20 protein-coding genes are annotated in these 21,182 nt (G+C 65.5%); 9 read left to right on the top strand and 11 right to left on the bottom strand.

Annotated elements, in window-relative coordinates; translation table 11 throughout:
• Positions 1-38: 38 nt before the first annotated feature.
• From FOA17_RS13815 to iscR, 3 genes are read right to left on the bottom strand one after another with little or no spacing between them, the layout of a single operon-like run.
• Positions 39-788: a squalene/phytoene synthase family protein gene (locus FOA17_RS13815; protein ID WP_149142095.1), complete on the bottom strand. Its 750-nt coding sequence runs from the start codon at positions 786-788 to the stop codon at positions 39-41.
• Positions 785-2,407, bottom strand: coding sequence for a citramalate synthase (gene cimA / locus FOA17_RS13810; RefSeq protein ID WP_149142094.1), 1,623 nt, complete (start codon positions 2,405-2,407; stop codon positions 785-787). Before cimA ends, FOA17_RS13815 begins: the two co-directional genes overlap by 4 nt.
• Before the next feature lie 15 nt (positions 2,408-2,422).
• Complete coding sequence (iscR, locus tag FOA17_RS13805; RefSeq protein ID WP_149142093.1) at positions 2,423-2,884, bottom strand: Fe-S cluster assembly transcriptional regulator IscR; 462 nt, start codon at positions 2,882-2,884, stop codon at positions 2,423-2,425.
• 140 nt (positions 2,885-3,024) lie between these two features.
• On the opposite strand from iscR, the gene FOA17_RS13800 reads away from it, so the two are divergent.
• From FOA17_RS13800 to FOA17_RS13790, 3 genes are read left to right on the top strand one after another with little or no spacing between them, the layout of a single operon-like run.
• A complete protein-coding gene (locus FOA17_RS13800; RefSeq protein ID WP_149142092.1) occupies positions 3,025-3,684 on the top strand; it encodes an alpha/beta hydrolase in 660 nt (219 codons plus the stop codon).
• Positions 3,684-3,917, top strand: a complete 234-nt coding sequence (locus FOA17_RS13795) for a hypothetical protein (protein ID WP_149142091.1) — start codon at positions 3,684-3,686, stop codon at positions 3,915-3,917. Before FOA17_RS13800 ends, FOA17_RS13795 begins: the two co-directional genes overlap by 1 nt.
• Positions 3,910-5,067 (top strand): HD domain-containing protein, encoded by a 1,158-nt coding sequence (locus FOA17_RS13790; RefSeq protein ID WP_149142090.1) that lies wholly within the window; start codon positions 3,910-3,912, stop codon positions 5,065-5,067. The genes FOA17_RS13795 and FOA17_RS13790 overlap by 8 nt, the downstream gene beginning before the upstream one ends.
• A 3-nt stretch (positions 5,068-5,070) precedes the next feature.
• Here the strand turns inward: FOA17_RS13790 and FOA17_RS13785 are convergent, their stop codons facing one another.
• A complete protein-coding gene (locus FOA17_RS13785; RefSeq protein WP_203232330.1) occupies positions 5,071-5,778 on the bottom strand; it encodes a hypothetical protein in 708 nt (235 codons plus the stop codon).
• Between the two features lie 75 nt (positions 5,779-5,853).
• Between FOA17_RS13785 and FOA17_RS13780 the strand changes: the two genes are divergently transcribed.
• A complete protein-coding gene (locus tag FOA17_RS13780) occupies positions 5,854-7,065 on the top strand; it encodes an NADP-dependent isocitrate dehydrogenase (RefSeq protein WP_149142088.1) in 1,212 nt (403 codons plus the stop codon).
• Positions 7,066-7,131: 66 nt separating this feature from the next.
• Here the strand turns inward: FOA17_RS13780 and FOA17_RS13775 are convergent, their stop codons facing one another.
• Complete coding sequence (locus tag FOA17_RS13775) at positions 7,132-7,365, bottom strand: hypothetical protein (protein ID WP_149142087.1); 234 nt, start codon at positions 7,363-7,365, stop codon at positions 7,132-7,134.
• Between the two features lie 389 nt (positions 7,366-7,754).
• On the opposite strand from FOA17_RS13775, the gene FOA17_RS13770 reads away from it, so the two are divergent.
• From FOA17_RS13770 to typA, 3 genes are all read left to right on the top strand, one after another.
• Complete coding sequence (locus FOA17_RS13770) at positions 7,755-8,372, top strand: YitT family protein (protein ID WP_149142086.1); 618 nt, start codon at positions 7,755-7,757, stop codon at positions 8,370-8,372.
• Positions 8,373-8,447: 75 nt separating this feature from the next.
• Entirely contained in the window at positions 8,448-9,059 is a 612-nt protein-coding gene (locus tag FOA17_RS13765) for a YitT family protein (RefSeq protein WP_149142085.1), read from the top strand.
• A gap of 87 nt (positions 9,060-9,146) precedes the next feature.
• Positions 9,147-10,964: a translational GTPase TypA gene (gene typA, locus FOA17_RS13760; protein ID WP_149142084.1), complete on the top strand. Its 1,818-nt coding sequence runs from the start codon at positions 9,147-9,149 to the stop codon at positions 10,962-10,964.
• Between the two features lie 158 nt (positions 10,965-11,122).
• On the opposite strand, the gene FOA17_RS13755 is transcribed toward typA, so the two are convergent.
• Positions 11,123-11,917, bottom strand: coding sequence for a class II glutamine amidotransferase (locus FOA17_RS13755; protein ID WP_149142083.1), 795 nt, complete (start codon positions 11,915-11,917; stop codon positions 11,123-11,125).
• 165 nt (positions 11,918-12,082) lie between these two features.
• Between FOA17_RS13755 and FOA17_RS13750 the strand changes: the two genes are divergently transcribed.
• The gene (locus FOA17_RS13750; protein ID WP_149142082.1) at positions 12,083-12,541 is read left to right on the top strand and encodes an Lrp/AsnC family transcriptional regulator; all 459 of its coding nucleotides are present in this window, start codon (positions 12,083-12,085) and stop codon (positions 12,539-12,541) included.
• 28 nt (positions 12,542-12,569) lie between these two features.
• On the opposite strand, the gene FOA17_RS13745 is transcribed toward FOA17_RS13750, so the two are convergent.
• The 3 genes from FOA17_RS13745 to recA form a co-directional block, all read right to left on the bottom strand.
• Positions 12,570-12,860 (bottom strand): DUF1330 domain-containing protein, encoded by a 291-nt coding sequence (locus FOA17_RS13745; protein WP_149142081.1) that lies wholly within the window; start codon positions 12,858-12,860, stop codon positions 12,570-12,572.
• Positions 12,861-12,863: 3 nt separating this feature from the next.
• Complete coding sequence (gene alaS / locus FOA17_RS13740) at positions 12,864-15,524, bottom strand: alanine--tRNA ligase (RefSeq protein WP_149142080.1); 2,661 nt, start codon at positions 15,522-15,524, stop codon at positions 12,864-12,866.
• 142 nt (positions 15,525-15,666) lie between these two features.
• The gene (gene recA / locus FOA17_RS13735) at positions 15,667-16,740 is read right to left on the bottom strand and encodes a recombinase RecA (RefSeq protein WP_149142079.1); all 1,074 of its coding nucleotides are present in this window, start codon (positions 16,738-16,740) and stop codon (positions 15,667-15,669) included.
• A gap of 254 nt (positions 16,741-16,994) precedes the next feature.
• Here recA and FOA17_RS13730 point away from each other — a divergent pair, with 254 nt between their 5' ends.
• The gene (locus FOA17_RS13730; RefSeq protein ID WP_149142078.1) at positions 16,995-17,597 is read left to right on the top strand and encodes a hypothetical protein; all 603 of its coding nucleotides are present in this window, start codon (positions 16,995-16,997) and stop codon (positions 17,595-17,597) included.
• Positions 17,598-17,603: 6 nt separating this feature from the next.
• On the opposite strand, the gene FOA17_RS13725 is transcribed toward FOA17_RS13730, so the two are convergent.
• Positions 17,604-19,937, bottom strand: coding sequence for a hybrid sensor histidine kinase/response regulator (locus tag FOA17_RS13725; protein ID WP_149142077.1), 2,334 nt, complete (start codon positions 19,935-19,937; stop codon positions 17,604-17,606).
• Between the two features lie 88 nt (positions 19,938-20,025).
• Positions 20,026-21,180 (bottom strand): RsmB/NOP family class I SAM-dependent RNA methyltransferase, encoded by a 1,155-nt coding sequence (locus FOA17_RS13720; protein WP_149142076.1) that lies wholly within the window; start codon positions 21,178-21,180, stop codon positions 20,026-20,028.
• Positions 21,181-21,182: the final 2 nt, after the last annotated feature.

Below are 21,182 nucleotides of genomic sequence, written 5' to 3'. Positions count from 1 at the left end.
AGGCGTCTTCCCGTGGGTCCGGGCGCCGCGCCCCTAGGTCAGAAACGCCCCGTAAGGCTTTGCCAAAGCAGACGTTTCCGGCGCTGGAACTCTGAGATTTCCAGCCTGCCCTCCGCCACGCGGCCCGGCTCGGCCGCCGCCTGGCGCAGCAAGGGCCGCGTGGCCGAGGCCGCCAGCGCCGCGCCGCGCGGCACGCCGGCCGCCTTGTCGAGCAGCCCAAGCCCCTGCCGCGCCAGCGCCGCCACCGCCTCGGGGCGCCCATCGACCAGCGGGATGCGCCCCAGTTCCTCAAGCCGTGGCACCGCACGCAGGTAATTGGCAAGCCCCTGCGCCGCGCCAAGCGCCAGCGCTGCCAGGCGGACCGCGCCGGGCGCGCCGGTGGCAAGGCTGGCCAGCGCCATCACCCCGCCGCCCGTCGCCGTCAGATAGGCCCAGAGCGCGGCCTCATCCGCATGCGGATCGCGGTAGATATCCCATTGCCGCGCCGCCACCATTCCCGTCAGAAGATCAAGCGGCAAGGCTTTGGTGCGGATCAGTTTTCCCAGCGGCGTCAACACCTCGTGCGGGGATGATGGTCCGGCGGCCTCGGCCTCGATGCCGTCATGCCACCATTGCAGGCGCATCTCGGCGATCATCGGCTCCTGGCTGGCCCAGGGCGCGCGGGCGAGTTCGGCATTGAAGGCATAGATCACCGCCAGCGCCGGCCGATCCGCCACCGGCGCGGCCATCAGCGCGGCGAAACGCTCCGGGTCGGCGCGTTGCACGATCTCGGCGCAGGCTTCGGTCATTCGGCGGGCACCACCGCATCGCGGATCAGCTTCCACTGGATCGCCTCCAGCAGCGCCTCGAAACTGGCATCCACGATATTGGGGCTGACCCCCACGGTGGACCAGCGCCGGCCCTGACCATCCTCGCTGTCGATGATGACCCGGGTCACGGCCTCGGTCCCGCCCTGGGTGATGCGGACCTTGAAATCGACCAGTTTCATGTCGTCGATACAAGTCTGATAGGGCCCGAGATCCTTGACCAGTGCCTTGTAGAGCGCATTGACCGGGCCGCGATCCGAGGCCGCCTCATCCATGCTGTCCGAGACCGACATCACCTTTTGCCCGCCGATCTTGACCACCACCACCGCCTCGGACAGGCTGACCATTCGGTCATACTTGTTCTTGCGGCGTTCGATGTTCACCCGGTAGCGCTTCACCTCGAAAAAGCTCGGGCACAGGCCCAGTTCGCGCCGCGCCAGCAGCTCGAAACTCGCCTGCGCGCCGTCATACGCATAGCCCTCATCCTCGCGCGTCTTGATCGTGTCGAGAATGGCCGACAGCCGCGCATCGCCGGGCGCGACCTCGATCCCCGCCGCCGCCAGCCGGGCGCGCAGATTCGACTGCCCGGCCTGGTTCGACATCGGGATCAGCCGCTCATTGCCGATCACCGCCGGATCGACATGTTCATAGGTCGTCGGATCCTTGAGGATCGCGCTGGCATGCAGCCCCGCCTTATGGGCAAAGGCCGAGGCCCCGACATAGGGCGCCGAACGCAGCGGCACCCGGTTCAGGATATCGTCGAGCATGCGCGAGGTCTTCAAAAGCCCCGCCAGCGCGGCATCGGAAATGCCCGTCTCGCAATCCGAACGGAACGGCTCTTTCAGCAGAAGCGTCGGGATCAGTGTCGTCAGATTGGCATTGCCGCAGCGTTCGCCCAGGCCGTTCAGCGTGCCCTGCACCTGCCGCGCCCCGGCCCGCACCGCGGCCAGCGAATTGGCCACCGCATTGCCGGTATCGTCATGGCAATGGATGCCCAGCCGGTCGCCCGGAATGCCGGCCGCGATCACTTCGGCGGTGATCCGACCCACATCTTCGGGCAGGGTGCCGCCATTGGTATCGCACAACACGATCCAGCGCGCGCCGGCATCGCGGGCGGCGATCAGGCATTGCAGCGCATAATCCGGGTTGGCCTTGTAGCCGTCAAAGAAATGTTCGGCATCCAGCATCGCCTCGCGCCCCCTGGCGACGACATGGGCGATGGAGGCGCGGATATTCTCCAGATTTTCCGGCAGGGTGATGCCAAGCGCGGTGGTCACATGAAAATCATGCGTCTTGCCCACAAGGCAGACCGCCGGCGTGCCGGCATCCAGCACCGCCGCCAGCACATCGTCATTTTCCGCCGACCGCCCGGCGCGCTTGGTCATGCCAAAGGCGGTAAAGGTCGCGCGGGTCTGCGGGCGGTCGCGAAAGAAATCGCTGTCGGTCGGGTTGGCACCCGGCCAGCCGCCCTCGATATAATCCACGCCGAGCGCGTCGAGCGCGCGGGCAATCTGCACCTTTTCCGGCATGGAGAACTGCACGCCCTGGGTCTGCTGGCCATCCCGCAGGGTGGTGTCGAACAGATAGAGTCTTTCACGCATCAGCCTGGCCTTCCGTCACTCGTCATCCACCACGCGGAACAGCGCGGGCACGGCCGGGCATGGCCGCATTTCGTTGCGGATCACATCGCTGAGCCGGGTCTGGTGCAGGAAGACATAGACATGGGCCGACAGCCCCTCCCACAGCCGGTTGGTCAGCGATTGCGCCCGCGACCCCGACACCCCGCCCGAGGCCCCGGCCCCGGTATGCATCGCGTTCACGGTTTCCTCGACCGCCTCCATCACCTCCGACACGCGGATATCCGAAGGGCTGCGCGCCAGACGATAGCCGCCACCCGGGCCGCGCACCGCCTCGACCAGACCGGCGCGGCGCAGCTTGACGAAAAGCTGTTCCAGATAGGGCAGCGAAATATCCTGCCGCTTGGAAATCTCGGCCAGCGAAACCAGATCCTCGGGGCCGGCCAAGGCAAGATCGGCCAGCGCGACCATGGCATAGCGGCCTTTCGTCGAGAGTTTCACGGGCAGCCCTCCCCAAATCCATTGACGCCAACGGCAGGGGCGCTTAACTCAACCCCGTGCCCGCGGCATCGCCGCAGGGATTAGAACAACCGCCCGGATTGCGCAATCTCCTTGGGCGGGACAAGGAAAAAGGCGACAGCATGCCCGAAGTGATCTTTGCCGGCCCCGAAGGCCGCCTCGAAGGCCGTTACCACCCGCAAAAGGATCGCGACGCCCCGATCGCCATCGTGCTGCACCCGCATCCGCAATTCGGCGGCACGATGAACCAGAAGGTCGTCTATAACCTGCACTACACCTTCTACAATCTGGGCTTCACCGTGCTGCGCTTCAATTTCCGGGGTGTGGGGCGCAGCCAGGGCGAATACGATCAGGGCATCGGCGAATTGTCGGATGCGGCCTCGGCGCTCGATTATCTGCAAAGCATGAACCAGAACTCCAAGCATTGCTGGGTCGCGGGCTTTTCCTTCGGGGCCTGGGTCGGCATGCAGCTTCTGATGCGCCGGCCTGAAATCACCGGCTTTGTCTCGGTCGCGCCCGATGCCTCGCGCTATGATTTCAGCTTTCTCGCGCCCTGCCCGTCTTCGGGCCTGATCATCAACGGCACCGCCGACCGGATCGCGCCGCCCAAGGATACGCTGAGCCTGGTGAACAAGCTGCACGAGCAGAAGGGCATCACCATCACCCATGAACAGGTGGAGGGGGCCGATCACTTCTTCACCAATGAGGAACAGCACATGAAGCCGATGCTCGACACGGTTTCGACCTATGTGAAACGGCGTCTGGGCGAAGGAACCCGCTGATGAGCGTCACCGAGGATCTGGCCGATGCGCTGGCCCGCGATGTTCTCTCCGCGATGGACGAGATGGGCGAGGAACGCTTCTACATGGAAATCGGCAAGATGCTCGCCTCGCTCTCTCCCTCGATGGAGGACGGGTTCATGACGGCGATGCGCGTGCGGCTGGCCGAGCGCCGCGCGCGAGAATTGCTCAACCGTCGCCTGGGCGCCTTTCGCAAGGCCAAGACGGGTGAGTGAGCGGCTGACCCGCCAGTTCGCCTTTCTGAACGAGGCGGACCGGCTGAAATCGGTGACCCGCGCCAATGTGCTGATGGATGGCAGCCGGCCCGAAAATGTGGCCGAACACAGCTGGCATCTGGCGCTGTGGGCCTTGGTGATGGGCGCGCCGGCGGGCGTCGATCTGGATCGGGTCATCGCCATGCTCCTGCTGCATGACCTGCCCGAAATCGACTGCGGCGATCATCCGATCCATCTGGCGCATGATGGGGCGGCGGTGGCGGCGGCCGAACTGGCGGCGGCGCGGCGTCTCTTTGGCCTCTTGCCCGCCGATCTGGCCGGGCGATGCCTGGCGCTCTGGCAGGAATTCGAGGCGGCCGAAACGCCCGAGGCACGGCTGGCAAAGCGCTATGACCATGCGCAGCCGATCTTTCAGGTTCTTTTTGCAAACAAACCCTTGGCAGATCATGTTGAGGTGGTGCGCGATAATCTTGCCACCGGCCGCGCGGCCCGTTTCCGCACCGAGTGGCCCGAGATTCATGCGCTTGCCTCGGCTCTGCTTGCGGGCGATGCGGGCGCCGCGCCTGCGGACCTCGCCGCGCGACTGGCCTTTCTGGCCGAGGCCGACCGGCTGAAATCGGTTGACCGCGCCACGACGCTGGTCGATGGCTCGCGCCCCGAAAATTCGGGCGAACATAGCTGGCATCTGGCGCTTTATGCGCTGATCCTGGCCGATCACGCCGCGCCCGGGGTCGATGTGGCGCGGGTGATCCGCATGCTGTTGCTGCATGATCTGGTGGAAATCGACGTGGGCGATGTGCCGATCCATTCCGCCAATGGCACCGCCCATGGCAGCGCCGCCACCCAGGCCGCCGAAGCCCGCGCGGCAGATCGAATTTTCGGATTGCTTCCCAATGCGCTGCGCGACGATCTTCGTGCAACATGGGAGGAATTCGAAGCCGCCGAAAGCCCCGACGCCCTCTTTGCCAAAAGCCTCGATCGCGTGCAGCCGGTGCTGGCCAACCTCATGTCGGGCGGTGGCACCTGGATCACCTATGCGGTGACCTATGACCAGCTGGTCAGCCGCGTCGGCAGCAAGATCGCTCGTGGCGCCCCCGGCGTCTGGGATTGGGTCAACACCCGCGCCGCGCCATTCTTTGATCGCGCCTGACGCTCAGGGCAAGCGCCGCCCCGCGCGTAGCATGGGCAGCAGATCGCGCAGCCGGTTGCCCTCGGCCATCCAGTCGCGCACCGCGCAGGCCGAACGGGTATAGACCGGCAACGCCTTCTTCGCATTGGGCGCCATTCTGTTGAATTCCCGCGCGTTTTGCGGCAGGCGCCCCTTTTGCGGCTTGGCACAGGCAGCCTTTTTCGCGGCCGCCGGCGGCTCGCCCGACAGGATCACCGCCACGCCTTCGTCAAACCAGAGCGGCAGCGCGGTGGAAAACAGCCCGCCCAGCGGCAAGGCGCCATGCAGCGTGGCATGGGTCAGCTCATGCACATAGACGCCCGGATCGCGCCCGGCATTGGCATTGAGCGTGATGAGGCTCGCGCCATAGGTGATGCCGCGCGCCTTCATGCCATTGGCGCTGTCGCAGGCCCTGGTGGTGCAGATCCACCATTCGACCGGCTGCGCCGCCCCCAGCCGCCCCGCCACCTTGACCGAGGCGGCCGCGATGCGGTCGCGGATGGCCGCGATCTCTGCCCCGGTTGCGGCGGCGTCGATCCACAATCCCGGCGCCGCCTGCGCCATGCCCCGCCGCGTGGGCAAGCCCTGCGCCGCGGCCTGCACCGCCATGACACCGATCAGAACAAGCGTGACACCTGCCAGCCGCACCGCACCCCTCCGAAACCATGGGCGGAATTTGGTATGCAATTGCATACCGGGCTTCCCTTGGCCCCGCTTTTCCGTTATGCAGCCTGCATCCGAATCCTCAACCTGAAAAAGGCCAGGCGCATGACCAAGATCAAGGTGGCGAACCCCATCGTGGAGATGGACGGCGATGAAATGACCCGGATCATCTGGGATTTCATCAAGAAGAAGCTGATCCTGCCCTATCTGGATGTTGACCTGCTCTATTACGATCTCGGCATCGAGGAGCGTGACCGCACCAATGACCAGATCACCATCGATTCCGCGCTGAAGACCAAGGAAGTCGGCGTGGCGGTGAAATGCGCCACCATCACCCCCGATGAACAGCGGGTCGAGGAATTCGGCCTGAAGCAGATGTGGAAATCGCCCAACGGCACCATCCGCAACATCCTCGGCGGCGTGATTTTCCGCGAGCCGATCATCTGCAAGAACGTGCCGCGTCTGGTGCCCGGCTGGACCCAGCCGATCGTCGTCGGCCGTCACGCCTTTGGCGACCAGTATCGCGCCACCGACTTCCTGTTCCCCGGCAAGGGCAAGCTCACGATGAAATTCGTGGGCGAAGATGGCACCGTGATCGAGCGTGACGTGTTCGACGCCCCCGCCGCCGGCGTGGCCATGGGCATGTATAACCTCGACCAGTCGATCATCGACTTCGCCCGTTCGTCGATGAATTACGGTCTCATGAAGGGCTGGCCGGTTTACCTGTCCACCAAGAACACCATCCTCAAGGCCTATGACGGCCGCTTCAAGGATCTGTTCGCCAAGGTCTATGCCGAGGAATTCGAAGACAAGTTCAAGGCCGCCGGCATCCATTACGAACACCGCCTGATCGACGACATGGTGGCTTCGGCGCTGAAATGGTCGGGCGGCTATATCTGGGCCTGCAAGAACTATGACGGCGACGTGCAGTCGGATACCGTGGCGCAGGGCTTCGGCTCGCTGGGCCTGATGACCTCTGTGCTGATGACGCCCGATGGCAAGACCGTGGAGGCCGAGGCCGCGCATGGCACCGTGACCCGCCACTATCGCCAGCACCAGGCCGGCAAGGAAACCTCGACCAACTCCATCGCGTCGATCTTTGCCTGGACCGGCGGCCTGAAGCATCGCGCGAAACTGGACGGCAATGCCGAACTGGCGCGCTTTGCCGAGACGCTGGAAAAGGTCTGCGTGCAGACCGTCGAAGACGGCTGGATGACCAAGGATCTGGCGCTGCTGGTCGGCCCGGATCAGAAATGGCTGACCACCATGGGCTACCTGGAAAAGGTGGACGAATATCTCAACAAGGCCCTCGCCTGAGCAAGGGGCCACGATTTTTCGCCGAAAAATCGAAAAAGGGGCGGCCTTCGGGCCGCCCCTTCCATTTTACCACAGCCCCCGCAATGGCGGCGGCGGCACCGGGGGCGCCGCTTTGGGCGGCAGGCCCATATCCCGCCGAATATGCTCGTCCAGCGCCTCCAGCCGGCCTTCCACCCGCCTGTCGCGCCGCATCCGCAGGCCGGCGGTCAGCGTCGTCACAAAGACCCGACGCCAGCCAAAGGCGGCGACAAGCTGTTGCAGGGTTTGGCCCAGAGGGGCCATCACAAGATCATGTGTCATGTCATTCCCGGGCTGCGCATGGCAGGATCCGGCCTCTGTTCGGGGTTGAAAATGACCGGAGAACGGCCCGGGCGCGCGCAATGCCGCGCGGCGGGGATTATCGGTGATCCGGTCGGGGGTCAGACATTTTGTCGCCCCTGGGGGCGACGGCGGCAGAAATCAGCGGCGTGAAGTTCGGGTGCCAAACAGGCGCCCGGTGCCATAATTCTGCCCGCCGGCAAGCCGGGCGCAACGTGCATGAGACATGATCCGCCCTCCTGTCTGTGATTGCCGGATCACGAGGTCATGTCAGAAGGCGCTTGCCCCGGCAAATTCTTTGTGCGACCCGCTTGCCCGGGCCCTGCAATCGTTGCCGCCCGATCACACCGCACCCAAGCAGAAATGCCGACATGAGCGACGCCCCCGACGCCAACCCGACCCGCCACAGCCTGATCGACGATGCGCAGGGCCTGGCCTATGGCGCGACCATGGCCGCCTTCGGCATCGTCATCCTGACCCATCTCGGCTTTGTCACCGGCCAGACCGCCGGCCTTGCCGTGCTGATCTCTTACGCGACGGGCTGGGGCTTTGGCCCGGTTTTCTTCTTGATCAACCTGCCCTTCTACTGGCTGGGCTATCGCCGCTTTGGCGCGGGTTTCGTGATCAAGACCTTCGTCGCGGTCGCCGCGCTTTCGGTGTTGGCGCAGGTGCTGCCGCGCTATGTCAGCTTTGCCAGCCTGCGCCCGGCGCTTGGCGCGGTGCTGGTGGGCTTCATCTCCGGCTCGGCGCTGCTCGCGCTGTTTCGCCATGGCGCGAGCCTTGGCGGCGTCGGCATCGTGGCGCTGTGGCTGCAAGACAAGACCGGGTTCCGCGCCGGCTGGACGCAGCTTCTGTTCGATGTGGGGGTCTTTGCCCTGGCGCTGACGCTGCGCGACCTGCCCACGGTGGCCTGGTCTTTTCTGGGCGCCGTGGTGCTGAACCTGGTGATCGGTCTCAACCACCGCCGCGACCGCTATATCGCGACCTGAGCCATTCGCGCCCCGCAACCCTGCCATGACGGATTGGCAGGCGACCGCAGCGCTGCCATGCGGCAAAATAAGGTCATGAACACTGACCTTTCATCCCCCCGCTACTCCGCCCCCGAAGACGCGCAAGGGCTGCTCGTCGCCACGACCGAGGCGGCGCTCGGCATCCACCTGCTGCGCTCGGCCGGTCTGATCACCGGCGGCACGGCGGGCATGGCGCTGCTGATCGCCTATGGCAGCGGCTGGAGCTTTGGCCTCGTGTTCTTTCTGGTCAACCTGCCCTTCTATGCCTTTGCCTGGGCGCGCAAGGGGCCGGGCTTTGCGCTCAAGAGCTTTCTCTCGGTCAGCGCGGTGTCCTTTCTGGCCGAGGCCATGGCCCCCTTCGTGCCGGTCGGCGGCATCCATCCGGCGGCAGCGGCGATCCTGTTCGGCGTGGTCTGCGGCGTGGGGCTGCTGGGGCTGTTTCGCCATGCCTCCAGCCTGGGCGGCGTGTCCATCGTCGCGCTGATCGTGCAAGACCGCACCGGGCTGCGCGCGGGCTGGGTGCAACTGGGCTTTGACCTCACGCTGTTTGCGGTGGCGCTGCTCATCCTGCCCCCGGACCGGGTGCTGTGGTCGGCGCTTGGCGCGCTGATCCTGAACGCCATCATCGCCATGAACCATCGCCGCGACTGGTATGTGGTGACCTGACGCGCGTTTCGCACAGGTTTCACTGGTCTTTCCGCTTGGGCTCCTGTAAGGCGCCCCCAAACCCATTCTGTGAAAGAGACCCCTCCGATGGAGCTTCGCAACATCGCGATCATTGCGCACGTTGACCATGGCAAGACGACCCTCGTGGACGAACTGCTGAAACAGTCCGGCGCCTTCCGCGAAAATCAGGCCGTCAGCGAACGCGCCATGGACAGCAACGATATCGAACGCGAACGCGGGATCACCATCCTGGCCAAGGCGACCTCGGTCGAATGGAACGGCACGCGGATCAATATCGTCGATACCCCCGGCCACGCCGATTTCGGCGGCGAGGTGGAGCGTATCCTCAACATGGTCGATGGCGTGGTGCTGCTGGTCGATGCCGCCGAAGGCCCGATGCCGCAGACGAAATTCGTGACCTCCAAGGCGCTCGCCCTGGGCCTGCGCCCCATCGTTGTGCTGAACAAGGTGGACAAGCCCGATGCCGAACCCGACCGCGCCCTGAACGAGGTGTTCGATCTGTTCGCCAATCTGGGTGCCAATGACGAACAGCTCGACTTCCCGCATCTCTATGCCTCGGGCCGTGCCGGCTGGGCCGATGACAGCCTCGATGGCCCGCGCAAGGATCTGACGGCGCTGTTCGAACTTGTGGTGCGCCATGTGCCCGCGCCGAAACAGCTCGCCCGCCAGTCCGAACCCTTCCAGATGCTGGCCACCACCCTGTCGGCCGACCCGTTCATCGGGCGCATCCTGACCGGCCGGGTCGAGGCCGGCACGCTCAAGGTCGGCACCTCGCTCAAGGCGCTGACCCGCACGGGCGAGCGGATCGAACAGTTTCGCGTGACCAAGATCCTCGCCTTTCGCGGGCTGTCGCAACAGCCCATCGACGAGGCCGTGGCGGGCGATATCGTCACCATCGCCGGCATGACCAAGGCGACCGTGGCCGATACGCTCTGCGATCTGTCGATCGACACCGCCCTTCCCGCCCAGCCGATCGACCCGCCGACGATCAGCGTGACCTTCGGCATCAATGACAGCCCGCTGGCCGGCCGCGACGGCAGCAAGGTGCAAAGCCGCGTCATCCGCGAACGCCTGCTGAAAGAGGCCGAGACCAATGTCGCCATCCGCGTCGAGGATACCCCCGGCGGCGAGGCCTTCATCGTCTCGGGCCGGGGCGAATTGCAGATGGGCGTGCTGATCGAGAACATGCGCCGCGAAGGGTTCGAACTGTCGATCTCGCGCCCGCGCGTGATCTTCCGCGAGGAAGGCGGGCAGCGGATGGAGCCGATCGAAGAAGTCATCGTCGATGTCGATGACGAATATTCCGGCGCGGTGATCGACAAGCTGACCGGCGAACGCAAGGGCGATCTGGTGGAAATGAAACCCGCCGGCGTCGGCAAGACCCGGATCGTGGCGCATGTCCCCTCGCGCGGGCTGATCGGCTATCACGGTCAGTTCCTGACCGATACGCGCGGCTCGGGCGTGCTGAACCGCATCTTCCACGACTGGGCGCCGCACAAGGGCCCGATCCAGGGCCGCCGTCAGGGCGTGCTGATCTCGATGGAGAACGGCACCTCGGTCGCCTATGCGCTGTGGAACCTGGAGGAACGCGGCCGCATGTTCATCGGCGCGCAGGAAGCGGTCTATGGCGGCATGATCATCGGCGAACATTCGCGCGACAATGACCTTGAGGTGAACCCGCTCAAGGGCAAGAAGCTGACCAACGTCCGCGCCTCTGGCACCGACGAGGCCGTGCGCCTGACGCCGCCGGTGCGCATGTCGCTCGAGGAAGCCATCGCCTATATCGACGACGACGAACTGGTCGAGGTGACGCCCAAGATCGTCCGCCTGCGCAAGCGCGAGCTGGACCCGCATGAGCGCAAGCGCCAGTCGCGCGCCGAGTGATCTGACCGGGTCCGGGGGCGCTGCCCCCGCGCCTGCGGCGCCCCCCCCCGGAGTATTTGCACAAGAAGCAAAGGCAGATCGCAGTCTGTCTTGCTCCTTGCCGAAATACTCGCGGGGGTGAGGCGCAGCCGAGGGGGCGGCAGCCCCCTTTTTTTGCGTCAGGCCGCCGCAGCGAGGCGGCAGGGCAGGAAATCCTCGACCCGGACGCTATCGCCCTCAAAGGTGCAAAAGCTGTTGGGCGGGATTTCCAGCCAGTCGCCTTCGCTGGTTTCCAGCGGCTCCGACACGACCGCGCGGCCCTGGCGGGTCTGTGACCAGCGGTGATAGAGGCTCGGCGCCAGATCATCGGTCGCATAGCGCATGGCATAAAGCCGGGTGCCGTCGGACATGGCCACTGTCAGGCGCAGATGCGGCGCCTCGCCCTTGTCGCGGGCCAGCCGGATGAAGGCCGCCGCAGCGCGCTCCATGGCGCCGCGCGGGTCATTGTCCAGCCCCTCGGCGATGGCAGCCAGAAACAGCGCCTCGCTGTCGGTCGCGCCCTTGCGATAGGGATAGAGCGCGTCGGGGATCAGCATGTCGGCATAGCGGCGAAAATGGTCATAGCCCCCGACCTGACCATTATGCATGAAGCTCCAGCGGCCCCAGGTGAAGGGGTGACAATTGTTGCGGCTGGTGGCCGTGCCGGTGGAGGCCCTCACATGGGCGAGAAACAGGCCGGATTTCACCGTTGCCACCAGACTGCGCAGATTGGGGTCGCTCCAGGCCGGCATGACATCACGATAGAGACCCGGCTCCTCGCGCTCGCCATACCAGGCGATGCCGAATCCGTCGGCATTGATCGTGGTGCGGCATTCGGTGGCGCAATGGCTCTGATGGATCAGCGAATGTTGCGGGCGGCTGACGATATCCTCAAGATAGATCGGTGCGCCGATATAGGCGGCCCAACGGCACATCAGCGCCCCCTCGCGGTCAAATCCGCACAATCATCCCACATGTCGCCTGCCTGCCTTGCTTGCGTTTCTTGCATTCCATTCTACAGGATGTTGCGCAAATAAGAAGCTGGCTTCGCGCGGCGAAAGCGATTGCAATCGGGATAATTTCCCGCAATTCTGCGGTTCATGGTGAAACTCGATCATCTGGACCGCCGGCTTCTGGCCATCCTGCAACGCGATGCGGGCCTCTCGCTCGAGGAATTGGGCGAACGGATCGGGCTGTCGCGCAACGCCGTCTGGCGCCGGGTAAAGGCCTATGAGGAGGCCGGGCTGATCCGTGCCCGGGTCGCGCTGCTCGATCCCGAAAAGCTGGGGCTGGGTCTGACTGTCTTCATGATGATCAAGTCGGATCGCCACACGCCCGACTGGCTGGAGCGCTTTACCCGCGCCACCCGCGACATGCCCGAAATCCTTGGCGCCTATCGCATGACCGGCGATCTGGATTACCTGATCCGCGCCCGCGTCGCCGATGTGAAGGCCTATGACCGGCTTTACAAGGATCTGATCGCGCGGGTCGATCTGCACGATGTTTCCGCCAGTTTCGTGATGGAGGAAACCAAGGAAACCACCGCGCTGCCGCTGTGAAAAAGCCGCCCCAAGGGGCGGCTTCTGCTCAGTTCGCTTCTTCGACAACCACAAGGTCGCGGATGCTGGCGCCCTTGGCATGGGCAAGTGCCGCCTGGTAATCGGCGCTGTTGTAGCAGGCCACCGCCGCCTCCAGCGAGGGGAAGCGCGCCACGACATTGCGGGCGCGGTCATTGCCCTCAAGCTGGACATGGCGGCCGCCACGGGCAAGGAACACCCCGCCATGCGCCGCAATCGCGCCGGTTGCCCCGGCGGCATAGCGGCCATAGGCCTCGGGGTCGGTCACTTCGACATGGGCAATCCACAGGGCCGTGGGCATGGCTTATCCTCCGATCACGGCTTCGGCGGCGGCAATCGCGGCCTCAGCCTGGGCAATATCGGCGCCACCTGCCTGCGCCATGTCGGGGCGACCACCGCCCCCCTTGCCGCCAAGCGCCTCGGCCGCGGCCTTGACCAGCGTCACCGCCGAAAGCCGCGCGGTCAGATCGGCCGTGACGCCCGCCGCCACCGCCGGCTTCGCGCCGGTATCGGCGATCAGCAGCACCGCGCCAGAGCCAAGCCGCGCCTTCATCTCGTCGATCAGGCCGGGCAGATCCTTGCCGGAAACACCGCTCAGCACCTGGGCGATGAACTTGACGCCATTCACCTCTTTCGCCTCCGGCCCGCCGGACTTGCCGCCCATGGCCAGCTCGCGGCGCAGCTGCGCCACCTCGTTTTCCAGCTTCTTGCGTTCATCCAGCAGCGCCTTTGCCCGGTCGGCCAGTTCTGCCGCCGGCGTCTTCAGCACCGCCGCGACATCGGCCAGCATCTGCGCCTGCCGCGCCATATGGGCCAGCGCCTCGGCGCCGGTCAGCGCCTCGATCCGCCGCACGCCCGAAGACGACGCGCTGTCCGACAGCAGCACAAAGGCCCCGATTTCGCCCAGTTGCCGCACATGGGTGCCGCCACAAAGCTCGATCGAGTAGGTGTGGCCATCCATCCCCTTGCCCGAACCGCTCAGACGGCCCATCGACACGACGCGCACCTCTTCGCCGTATTTCTCGCCGAACAGCGCCTGCGCGCCCAGGCCGCGCGCGTCATCGGGCGACATCAGCCGGGTCTCCACCGCGCCGTTCTGCCGGATGTAGTGGTTCACCTCGGTCTCGACCGCCGCCAGTTCACCCGCCGTCATCGCCTTGGAATGGGCAAAGTCGAAACGCAGCCGATCCGCCGCATTCAGCGAGCCGCGCTGCGCGACATGATCGCCCAGCACATTGCGCAGCGCCTCGTTCAACAGGTGCGTGGCCGAGTGGTTGGCACGGATCGACTGGCGTCGCGCGTGATCCAGTTCCAGCCGCGCGGGCTGGCCCTTGGCAATCGCGCCCTCCAGAATCTCGGCGACATGCTGGAAGACACCGGCCACCTTGCGGGTATCGGTCACGCGGGCAAGGCCCGTATCGGTGCGGATATAGCCCTGATCGCCGACCTGACCGCCGCTTTCGGCATAGAACGGCGTCTGGTTCACCACGATGGTCACCACCTGCCCCTTGGCCTCGTCGGTCGAACCGATGGCGGCGCCATCCTTGACGATGGCAAGGATCTGCCCCTCGGCCGCCTCGCCGTCATAGCCCAGGAATTCGGTCGCGCCATGCTGATCGGCCAGTTCGAACCAGATCTTCGCGTCCGCCGCCTCGCCCGACCCCGCCCAGGAGGCACGGGCCTTGGCGCGCTGTTCGTCCATCGCGGCATCAAACCCCGCGACATCCACCGCACGGCCCTTTTCGCGCAGCGCATCCTGCGTCAGGTCCAGCGGGAAACCATAGGTATCATAGAGCTTGAACGCGGTCGGCCCCGGCAGATCGGCGCCTTCGGGCAGGCCCGACAATTCCTCATCCAGCAGCTTCAGCCCGCGATCCAGCGTGGTGCGGAACTTGGTCTCCTCCAGCCGCAGCGTCTCCTCGATGAGGTTCTGCGCCCGGTTCAGCTCGGGATAGGCGGTGCCCATCTGCCGCACCAGCGCCGGCACCAGCTTGAACATGCTGACATCGCGCATCCCCAGCATGTTGAGATGCCGCATCGCCCGGCGCAGGATCCGCCGCAGCACATAGCCGCGCCCGTCATTCGACGGCATGACCCCGTCCGCGATCAGGAACGAGGTGGAGCGCAGGTGATCGGCCACAACGCGGTGATGCACCTTGCCCGGCCCGTCCGGGTCGGTCGAGGTCAGATGCGCCGAAGCCTCGATCAGCGCGCGCATCAGGTCGGTGTCGTAATTGTCGTGCTTGCCCTGCAACAGCGCGCCGATCCGTTCCAGCCCCATGCCGGTGTCGATCGACTGCATCTCCAGTTCGACCATCGAGCCGTCCTCGAACTGCTCGTTCTGCATGAAGACGTTGTTCCAGATCTCGATGAAGCGGTCGCCATCCTCATCGGCGCTGCCGGGCGGGCCGCCCCAGATGTGTTCGCCGTGATCGTAGAAGATCTCGGTGCAGGGGCCGCAGGGGCCGGTCGGGCCCATCTGCCAGAAATTGTCCTTGGTCGGGATGCGGATGATCTTGTGATCGGCAAAGCCGGTCACCTTCTTCCAGATCTCCGCCGCCTCATCATCGGTGTGATAGACGGTGACCAGCAGCTTGTCTTTCGGCAGGCCGAAGTCCTTGGTCAGCAATTCCCAGGCGAAATTGATCGCGCCTTCCTTGAAATAGTCGCCAAAGCTGAAATTGCCCAGCATTTCAAAGAAGGTATGGTGCCGCGCGGTATAGCCCACATTGTCGAGGTCGTTATGCTTGCCGCCGGCGCGCACGCATTTCTGCGCGGTGGTCGCGCGGACGTAATCGCGCCGCTCCACCCCGGTGAAGCAGTTCTTGAACTGCACCATGCCCGAATTGGTGAACATCAGCGTCGGGTCGTTGCGCGGCACCAGCGGGCTGCTGTCCACCACGGTATGACCATTGCGCTGGAAGTAATCGAGGAAGGTGGACCGGATGTCGTTCAACGACGGCATGGGAAGGCGGCTCCTGTGCCTGGGGCATATGTCGAAATCCGTTTAGCGATGCGGGCGGGTGCTGTCCACCACCCCCGCGCGGCCGCCATGAAAAAGGGCGCCTGAAAGCGCCCTGATTTCCGTGCCTTGCATCGGAATTTGATCACATATCCACGAGATCGTCTTCCTGCCCGCCCTCGGCGATGTGGAAATCCAGCCCGTTGGCCGCGCGGATCTTGTCCTCGATCTCCAGCGCGACGGCGGGATTGGCCTTGAGAAAGGTCTTGGCGTTCTCGCGGCCCTGGCCGATGCGTTCATCGCCATAGGAATACCACGAGCCCGATTTCTCCACCACGCCGGCCTTCACGCCGATGTCGATCAGCTCGCCGGTCTTGGAGATGCCCTCGCCATACATGATGTCAAATTCGACCTGCTTGAAGGGCGGCGCGACCTTGTTCTTCACCACCTTCACCCGGGTGGTGTTGCCCACCACCTCGTCGCGGTCCTTGATCGCGCCGGTGCGGCGGATATCAAGGCGGACGCTGGCATAGAATTTCAGCGCATGACCGCCGGTCGTGGTTTCGGGGTTGCCGAACATCACGCCGATCTTCATGCGGATCTGGTTGATGAAGATCACCATGCAATTGGACCGCCCGATCGAGGCCGTCAGCTTGCGCATCGCCTGGCTCATCAGGCGGGCCTGGGCGCCGACGGTCGCATCGCCCATGTCGCCCTCGATCTCCGCCTTGGGCGTCAGCGCCGCGACCGAGTCGACCACGACCAGGCTGACCGCCCCCGACCGCACCAGCGTATCAACGATCTCCAGCGCCTGTTCGCCGGTATCGGGCTGGCTGATCAGCAATTCATCCAGATTGACGCCCAGTTTCTTGGCATACATCGGGTCGAGCGCGTGTTCGGCATCGACAAAGGCGCAGACACCGCCTTTCTTCTGCTCCTCCGCCACGACATGCAGCGTCAGCGTGGTCTTGCCCGAGCTTTCGGGCCCGTAAATCTCCACGATCCGGCCTTTCGGCAGGCCGCCGATGCCAAGCGCGATATCCAGCCCCAGCGAGCCGGTCGAGGTCGCCTCGATCTCCATCGCCGGGTTTTCCGACCCCAGCTTCATGATCGAGCCCTTGCCGAACTGCCGTTCGATTTGTGCCAGCGCGCTTTCCAGCGCCTTCTGCTTGTCCATGTCGCGCTTTCCGTTCAGCTCGAAGAGGGTTGCCGTCGCCATATGTTGCGGTCCTTATCCCATAGCCGCCGATCCGTAGCAATGCCGCGCATTTCTGCCCGGCCCCGCCAGCGTTCCTGCATTGTTCCCACTTATGAGATCAAACAGAGAACAAATCAACTGGATTTTCTGTAGATTCAGCTTTTTCCGATCCGGGTTAATAGTTAGTTTACGCAGCCGGGCCCCCCTGAAAAAAATCGGCCCGCAAAGGCAGGAACCGGCGTCGAAAACGGCGCGCGGCGCAGCAAGAGGCAGACATGCTCGTATTCTGGCACCAGCAGCTTACCATGCTGGCCACCCCAAAGACCGGCACCACGGCGATCGAATCCGCGCTCGAATCCATGGCCCATGTGGTGATCCAGCGACCGCCGGCGCTCAAGCATGCCTCGGTGCGCAAATATCACCGTTTCATCGGGCCTTGGCTTGAAAGTGCGGCGGGCAAGCCCTTTACCCTGATCGCCACCATGCGCGAACCGCTGGACTGGCTGGGCAGCTGGTATCGCTATCGCCAGCGCGAGGAGATGGGCGACGCGCGCAAAAGCACCACGGGGATGAGCTTTGACGAATTCGTCCGGCTCTATTGTTCCGACGCGCCGCCCCCCGCCGTCGCGGTCGGATCGCAGGCGCAGTTCCTGCAAGCCAAGGGCGAGCGCGGGCTGGACCGGCTGTTTAGATATGAGCGGATCGAGGATCTGATCGAATTTCTCGAAGACCGGCTGGATTGCGAGATCACCCTGCCCCGGCTCAATGTCTCGCCCCAGGTGCCGACCGATCTTGAGCCGGCGACGGAACGGCGGCTGCGCCAGTTCGCCGCAGCCGATTTCGCGCTGTATGACCGGTTGTGCCAGCAGGGCGGCTGAGCGGGGTCAGTGCAGCTGATCCTGCACCGCCTCGGTCAGGGCTGAAAGCGAAAAGGGCTTCGGCAAAAAGACGGAGTTGGGAATCCGCGCCTGGGTTTCCGACAGCCCGTCCTCGGCATACCCCGACATGAAGATCGTGCGCACATTGGGGCGGCTTTGCAGCGCCTCGCGCACCCAGCTCGGCCCGTCCATCCCCGGCATGACGACGTCGGTCACGAAGACATCGACCTCCAGCCGCGCGTCCTGGAGGGTTTCCAGCGCGGTTTCGGCGCAATCGGCCTCCAGCACGGTAAAGCCGCGCAGCCGCAGTGCCCGCGAGGCAAAGGCGCGCACCGGCGCCTCGTCCTCGACCAGCAGCACCACCCCGCCATCCTTGCGCGGCGCGGCGGCGTTGCGCGCCTGGCGCGCGGCCTGGTCGGCGACGGGTTGGTCGGGGCTGTCATTGATCGGGAAATAGAGGTGAAAGATCGTGCCCTGCCCGACCTCACTGTCGATGAAGATGAAGCCGCCCGACTGTTTCACGATCCCGTAAGCGGTTGACAGACCCAGCCCCGTGCCCTCCCCCACGCGCTTGGTGGTGAAGAAGGGCTCGAACACCTTTTGCAGCCGCTCCGGCGGAATGCCGCATCCGCTGTCGATCACCCGGATCACCGCATAATCCCCCGCCGGCACCACCGCCCGGTCGCGCCGCAAATCATCGAGCAGCGTCAGCGCCTCGGTCTCGATGCGGATCGTGCCGCCCTGGGGCATCGCATCGCGCGCATTCACCACAAGGTTCATCACCACCTGTTCCAACTGCCGCTTGTCGGCCCGGATCGGGCCGACAAGCGGCGCATGGGTCAGCCGGAGCGAGACCTTTTCCCCCACCAGCCGATTGAGCAGATGCGTCAGATCCGACAGCACCTCTTGCAGGTCGATCCGGGCCGGTTTCAGCGTCTGCTTGCGCGAGAAGGCCAGCAACTGCCCGACCAGACTGGCCGCGCGATTGGCGTTCTGGTGGATCTGCACCAGATCGGCATATTCCGGGTCACTGGCATCATGCCGCAAGAGCAAGAGATCGCAATGGCCCGAAATCGCGGTCAGCAGGTTGTTGAAATCATGCGCGATTCCGCCTGCCAGCTGACCGATTGCCTGCATCTTCTGGCTTTGCGCGAACTGCGCCTCCAGCGTCTTGAGCGCGGTCGCGTCGCTGAGCATGGCCAGAACCTGCGGGCGCCCCTGCTCGACAAAGCGGCGCAGCGCCACCTGAAAGAAACTGTCAGACTCGGCGTGACACAGCCGCAGCACCTCGGCCCCCGGGGGGATGCGTTCGGCCGCGATATCGGCAAGCCAGTCGGAGACCGGGCGCCCCAGCCCCTCGAAAAGGTCATGGAAGGCCGGGCTATCGGTCGCCGCCAGATGCAGCGCCTCGCGTGCGGCGCGGTTCGCGGCGCGCAGCGTGCCGTCGGGGGCGAATTTCAACAAGGCCACCGGAAAGGCGTCAAAATCGGCGGGCGCGGGCTGCACCGTGCTGGCCGGCACCGGCAGCAGGTAAATCTCGCGCCGCTCACCCGGCCCCTCGATCTCGGCCAGGATGGCGCGCACGGGGCCGGTAGCGGCGCTGACCTCCACCTCCTCGCCCGAGCGCAGGGTCTGCGCCGCGAAAACGCGGTCGAGCCGCTTGGGCCGCACCCCCAGGAGCCGGCGCATTGATTCATTCGAGAAAAGCACCACGCCCGACTTGTTCGACACCAGCATCGGCAGGCTGAGCGCATCGGCGCCGCGCCCTGCCCCGGATCTGTCCAGAAACTCCTCCAGCCGCCAGAGGAAACGGGTGGCGGCGATGCGATGGACCGACAGCCTGGTATGGCCACGGCGCGTCACGACATCCTCGCGCGCGAAGCCCTGCGCCATGGCGCGGCTTTGCAGGCGATACAGCACCGAGGCGGGGCTGGCGAAATGATCTTGCAGCGCCGCGATCAGCGTCGCGCCGTCATGATCGCCGAAACGCGCGCAGGCGGCAGCGTTCTGAAAGCCGATCAGCCCGCTGCCATCGGTGGCGAAACAGGGCGCGCTGTCATGACCCATGAGCCGCAGAAGGCTGCGTTCCTGTCGCCTTCCGGCGAAACCATCGAGAAACACGATGCCGCGCACCACCAGCACCACCATGCACAGCGTGATGCCGATCGTGCCCGCCGTTTCACGGATCGCCGCCTCGGGCGCCAGCAGAACCCCGATGGCGCAGGCAATCGCCGCGACCAGCAGCAACCACACATTGCGGCTGAGCCCGCGTGCCGCGCCGACAAGCGCCGCCCAGTCCGGCCCTTTGCCCGATTGCCCTGCCACGGGGTCGCCCGCCATTTCCGCCTCCGAGAATCACAGGGTTCATTCGGCACGCAAAAGGTTAACTCGCCCTTAACCGCATCATGCGCCGAAGGTCGCGGAGATTTCAACCTTTAGGCGAATTGCGCAGAACCGCGACATAGAAACCGTCGCCCCCTTCCAGCGGGGTGAAGCGCCGCGCCTGCCGCAGCTGCCAGCCGGGATGGCGGTCGAGAAAGGCCGCGACCTGCGCGCCATTCTCGGCCTCCAGCAGCGAACAGGTCGCATAAGCCAGATGCCCGCCCGGCGCCACCAGCGGCACGACCTGATCGAGGATCCCGGCCTGGGTCGCGCAAAGACCCGCCAGACGCTCGGGCGTCAGCAGCCACTTGCCCTCGGGCGCCCGGCGCCAACTGCCAGACCCCGAACATGGCACATCGGTCAGCACCATATCATAAGGCCCCTTCGGCGCGGCGCTCAGCGTCACCTTGACCCCGGCACGGGCGGCGCGGGCAGGCAGGTCGCGCATCCGCGCGGGGTTGGCGTCATGCGCCTCGGCCCGGATCCGCGCCCGCGCCGCCATGGCCAGCACCTTGCCCCCGCCGCCGGCGCAGTAATCCAGCACGCGCGCGCCCTCGTTGAGCGGCAGAAGATCGACCACCGCCTGCGAGGCGGCATCCTGCAACTCCACCCGGCCATCGGCATAGACGCCCGAGGCCGCGATCTTGCGCGCGCCCTCGGTCACCTGCAAGGCCGTCGGCGAAAGCGGATGCGGCTCAGTCGCGATGCCCTCGGCCGCCAGCGCGCCCTGGGCATCGGCCAAGGTTCCGCGCGCCAGATTGACCCGCAGAAAGACCGGCGCGCGATGGCGCAAGACCTCGGCCACGGCGGCGAAATCGGCGCCTAGATCATCGGCCAACCGGGGCCCGAGCCAATCGGGCAGATCCTGCGCGGCAAACCCCTGGGGCGGCGCGCCGTCATCGGCCGGGGTCAGGGGCGCGGGGGCGTGCCCTTCGCCCGTGAACAGCGGCGCGGGGTCGATCCCGGCGGCCCGCAAGCCGCCCAGCACCAGACCCCTGCCCGTCTCGGCCCCGCCGAGTGCCGCGAAACTGCGCCGGCAGCGCAGCGCGTCAAAGACCAGATCGCGGATCGCGTGCCGATCACCCGAACCGGCAAAGCGGCTGGCGCGCGCCCAGTTCACCAGCGCCTGTTCCGCCGGGATACCGGCCAGAACCCGGTCAAGGATCGTCATCGCGGCCGAAAGTCGCGCGGCGGGGGTCATGC

Origin of the sequence: Gemmobacter caeruleus (assembly GCF_008271655.1) — a bacterium.
In the GTDB taxonomy this organism is placed as follows: domain Bacteria; phylum Pseudomonadota; class Alphaproteobacteria; order Rhodobacterales; family Rhodobacteraceae; genus Gemmobacter; species Gemmobacter caeruleus.
The sequence above is the reverse complement of the archived record's forward strand: the minus strand, read 5'-3'. Positions and strand labels throughout refer to the sequence as shown.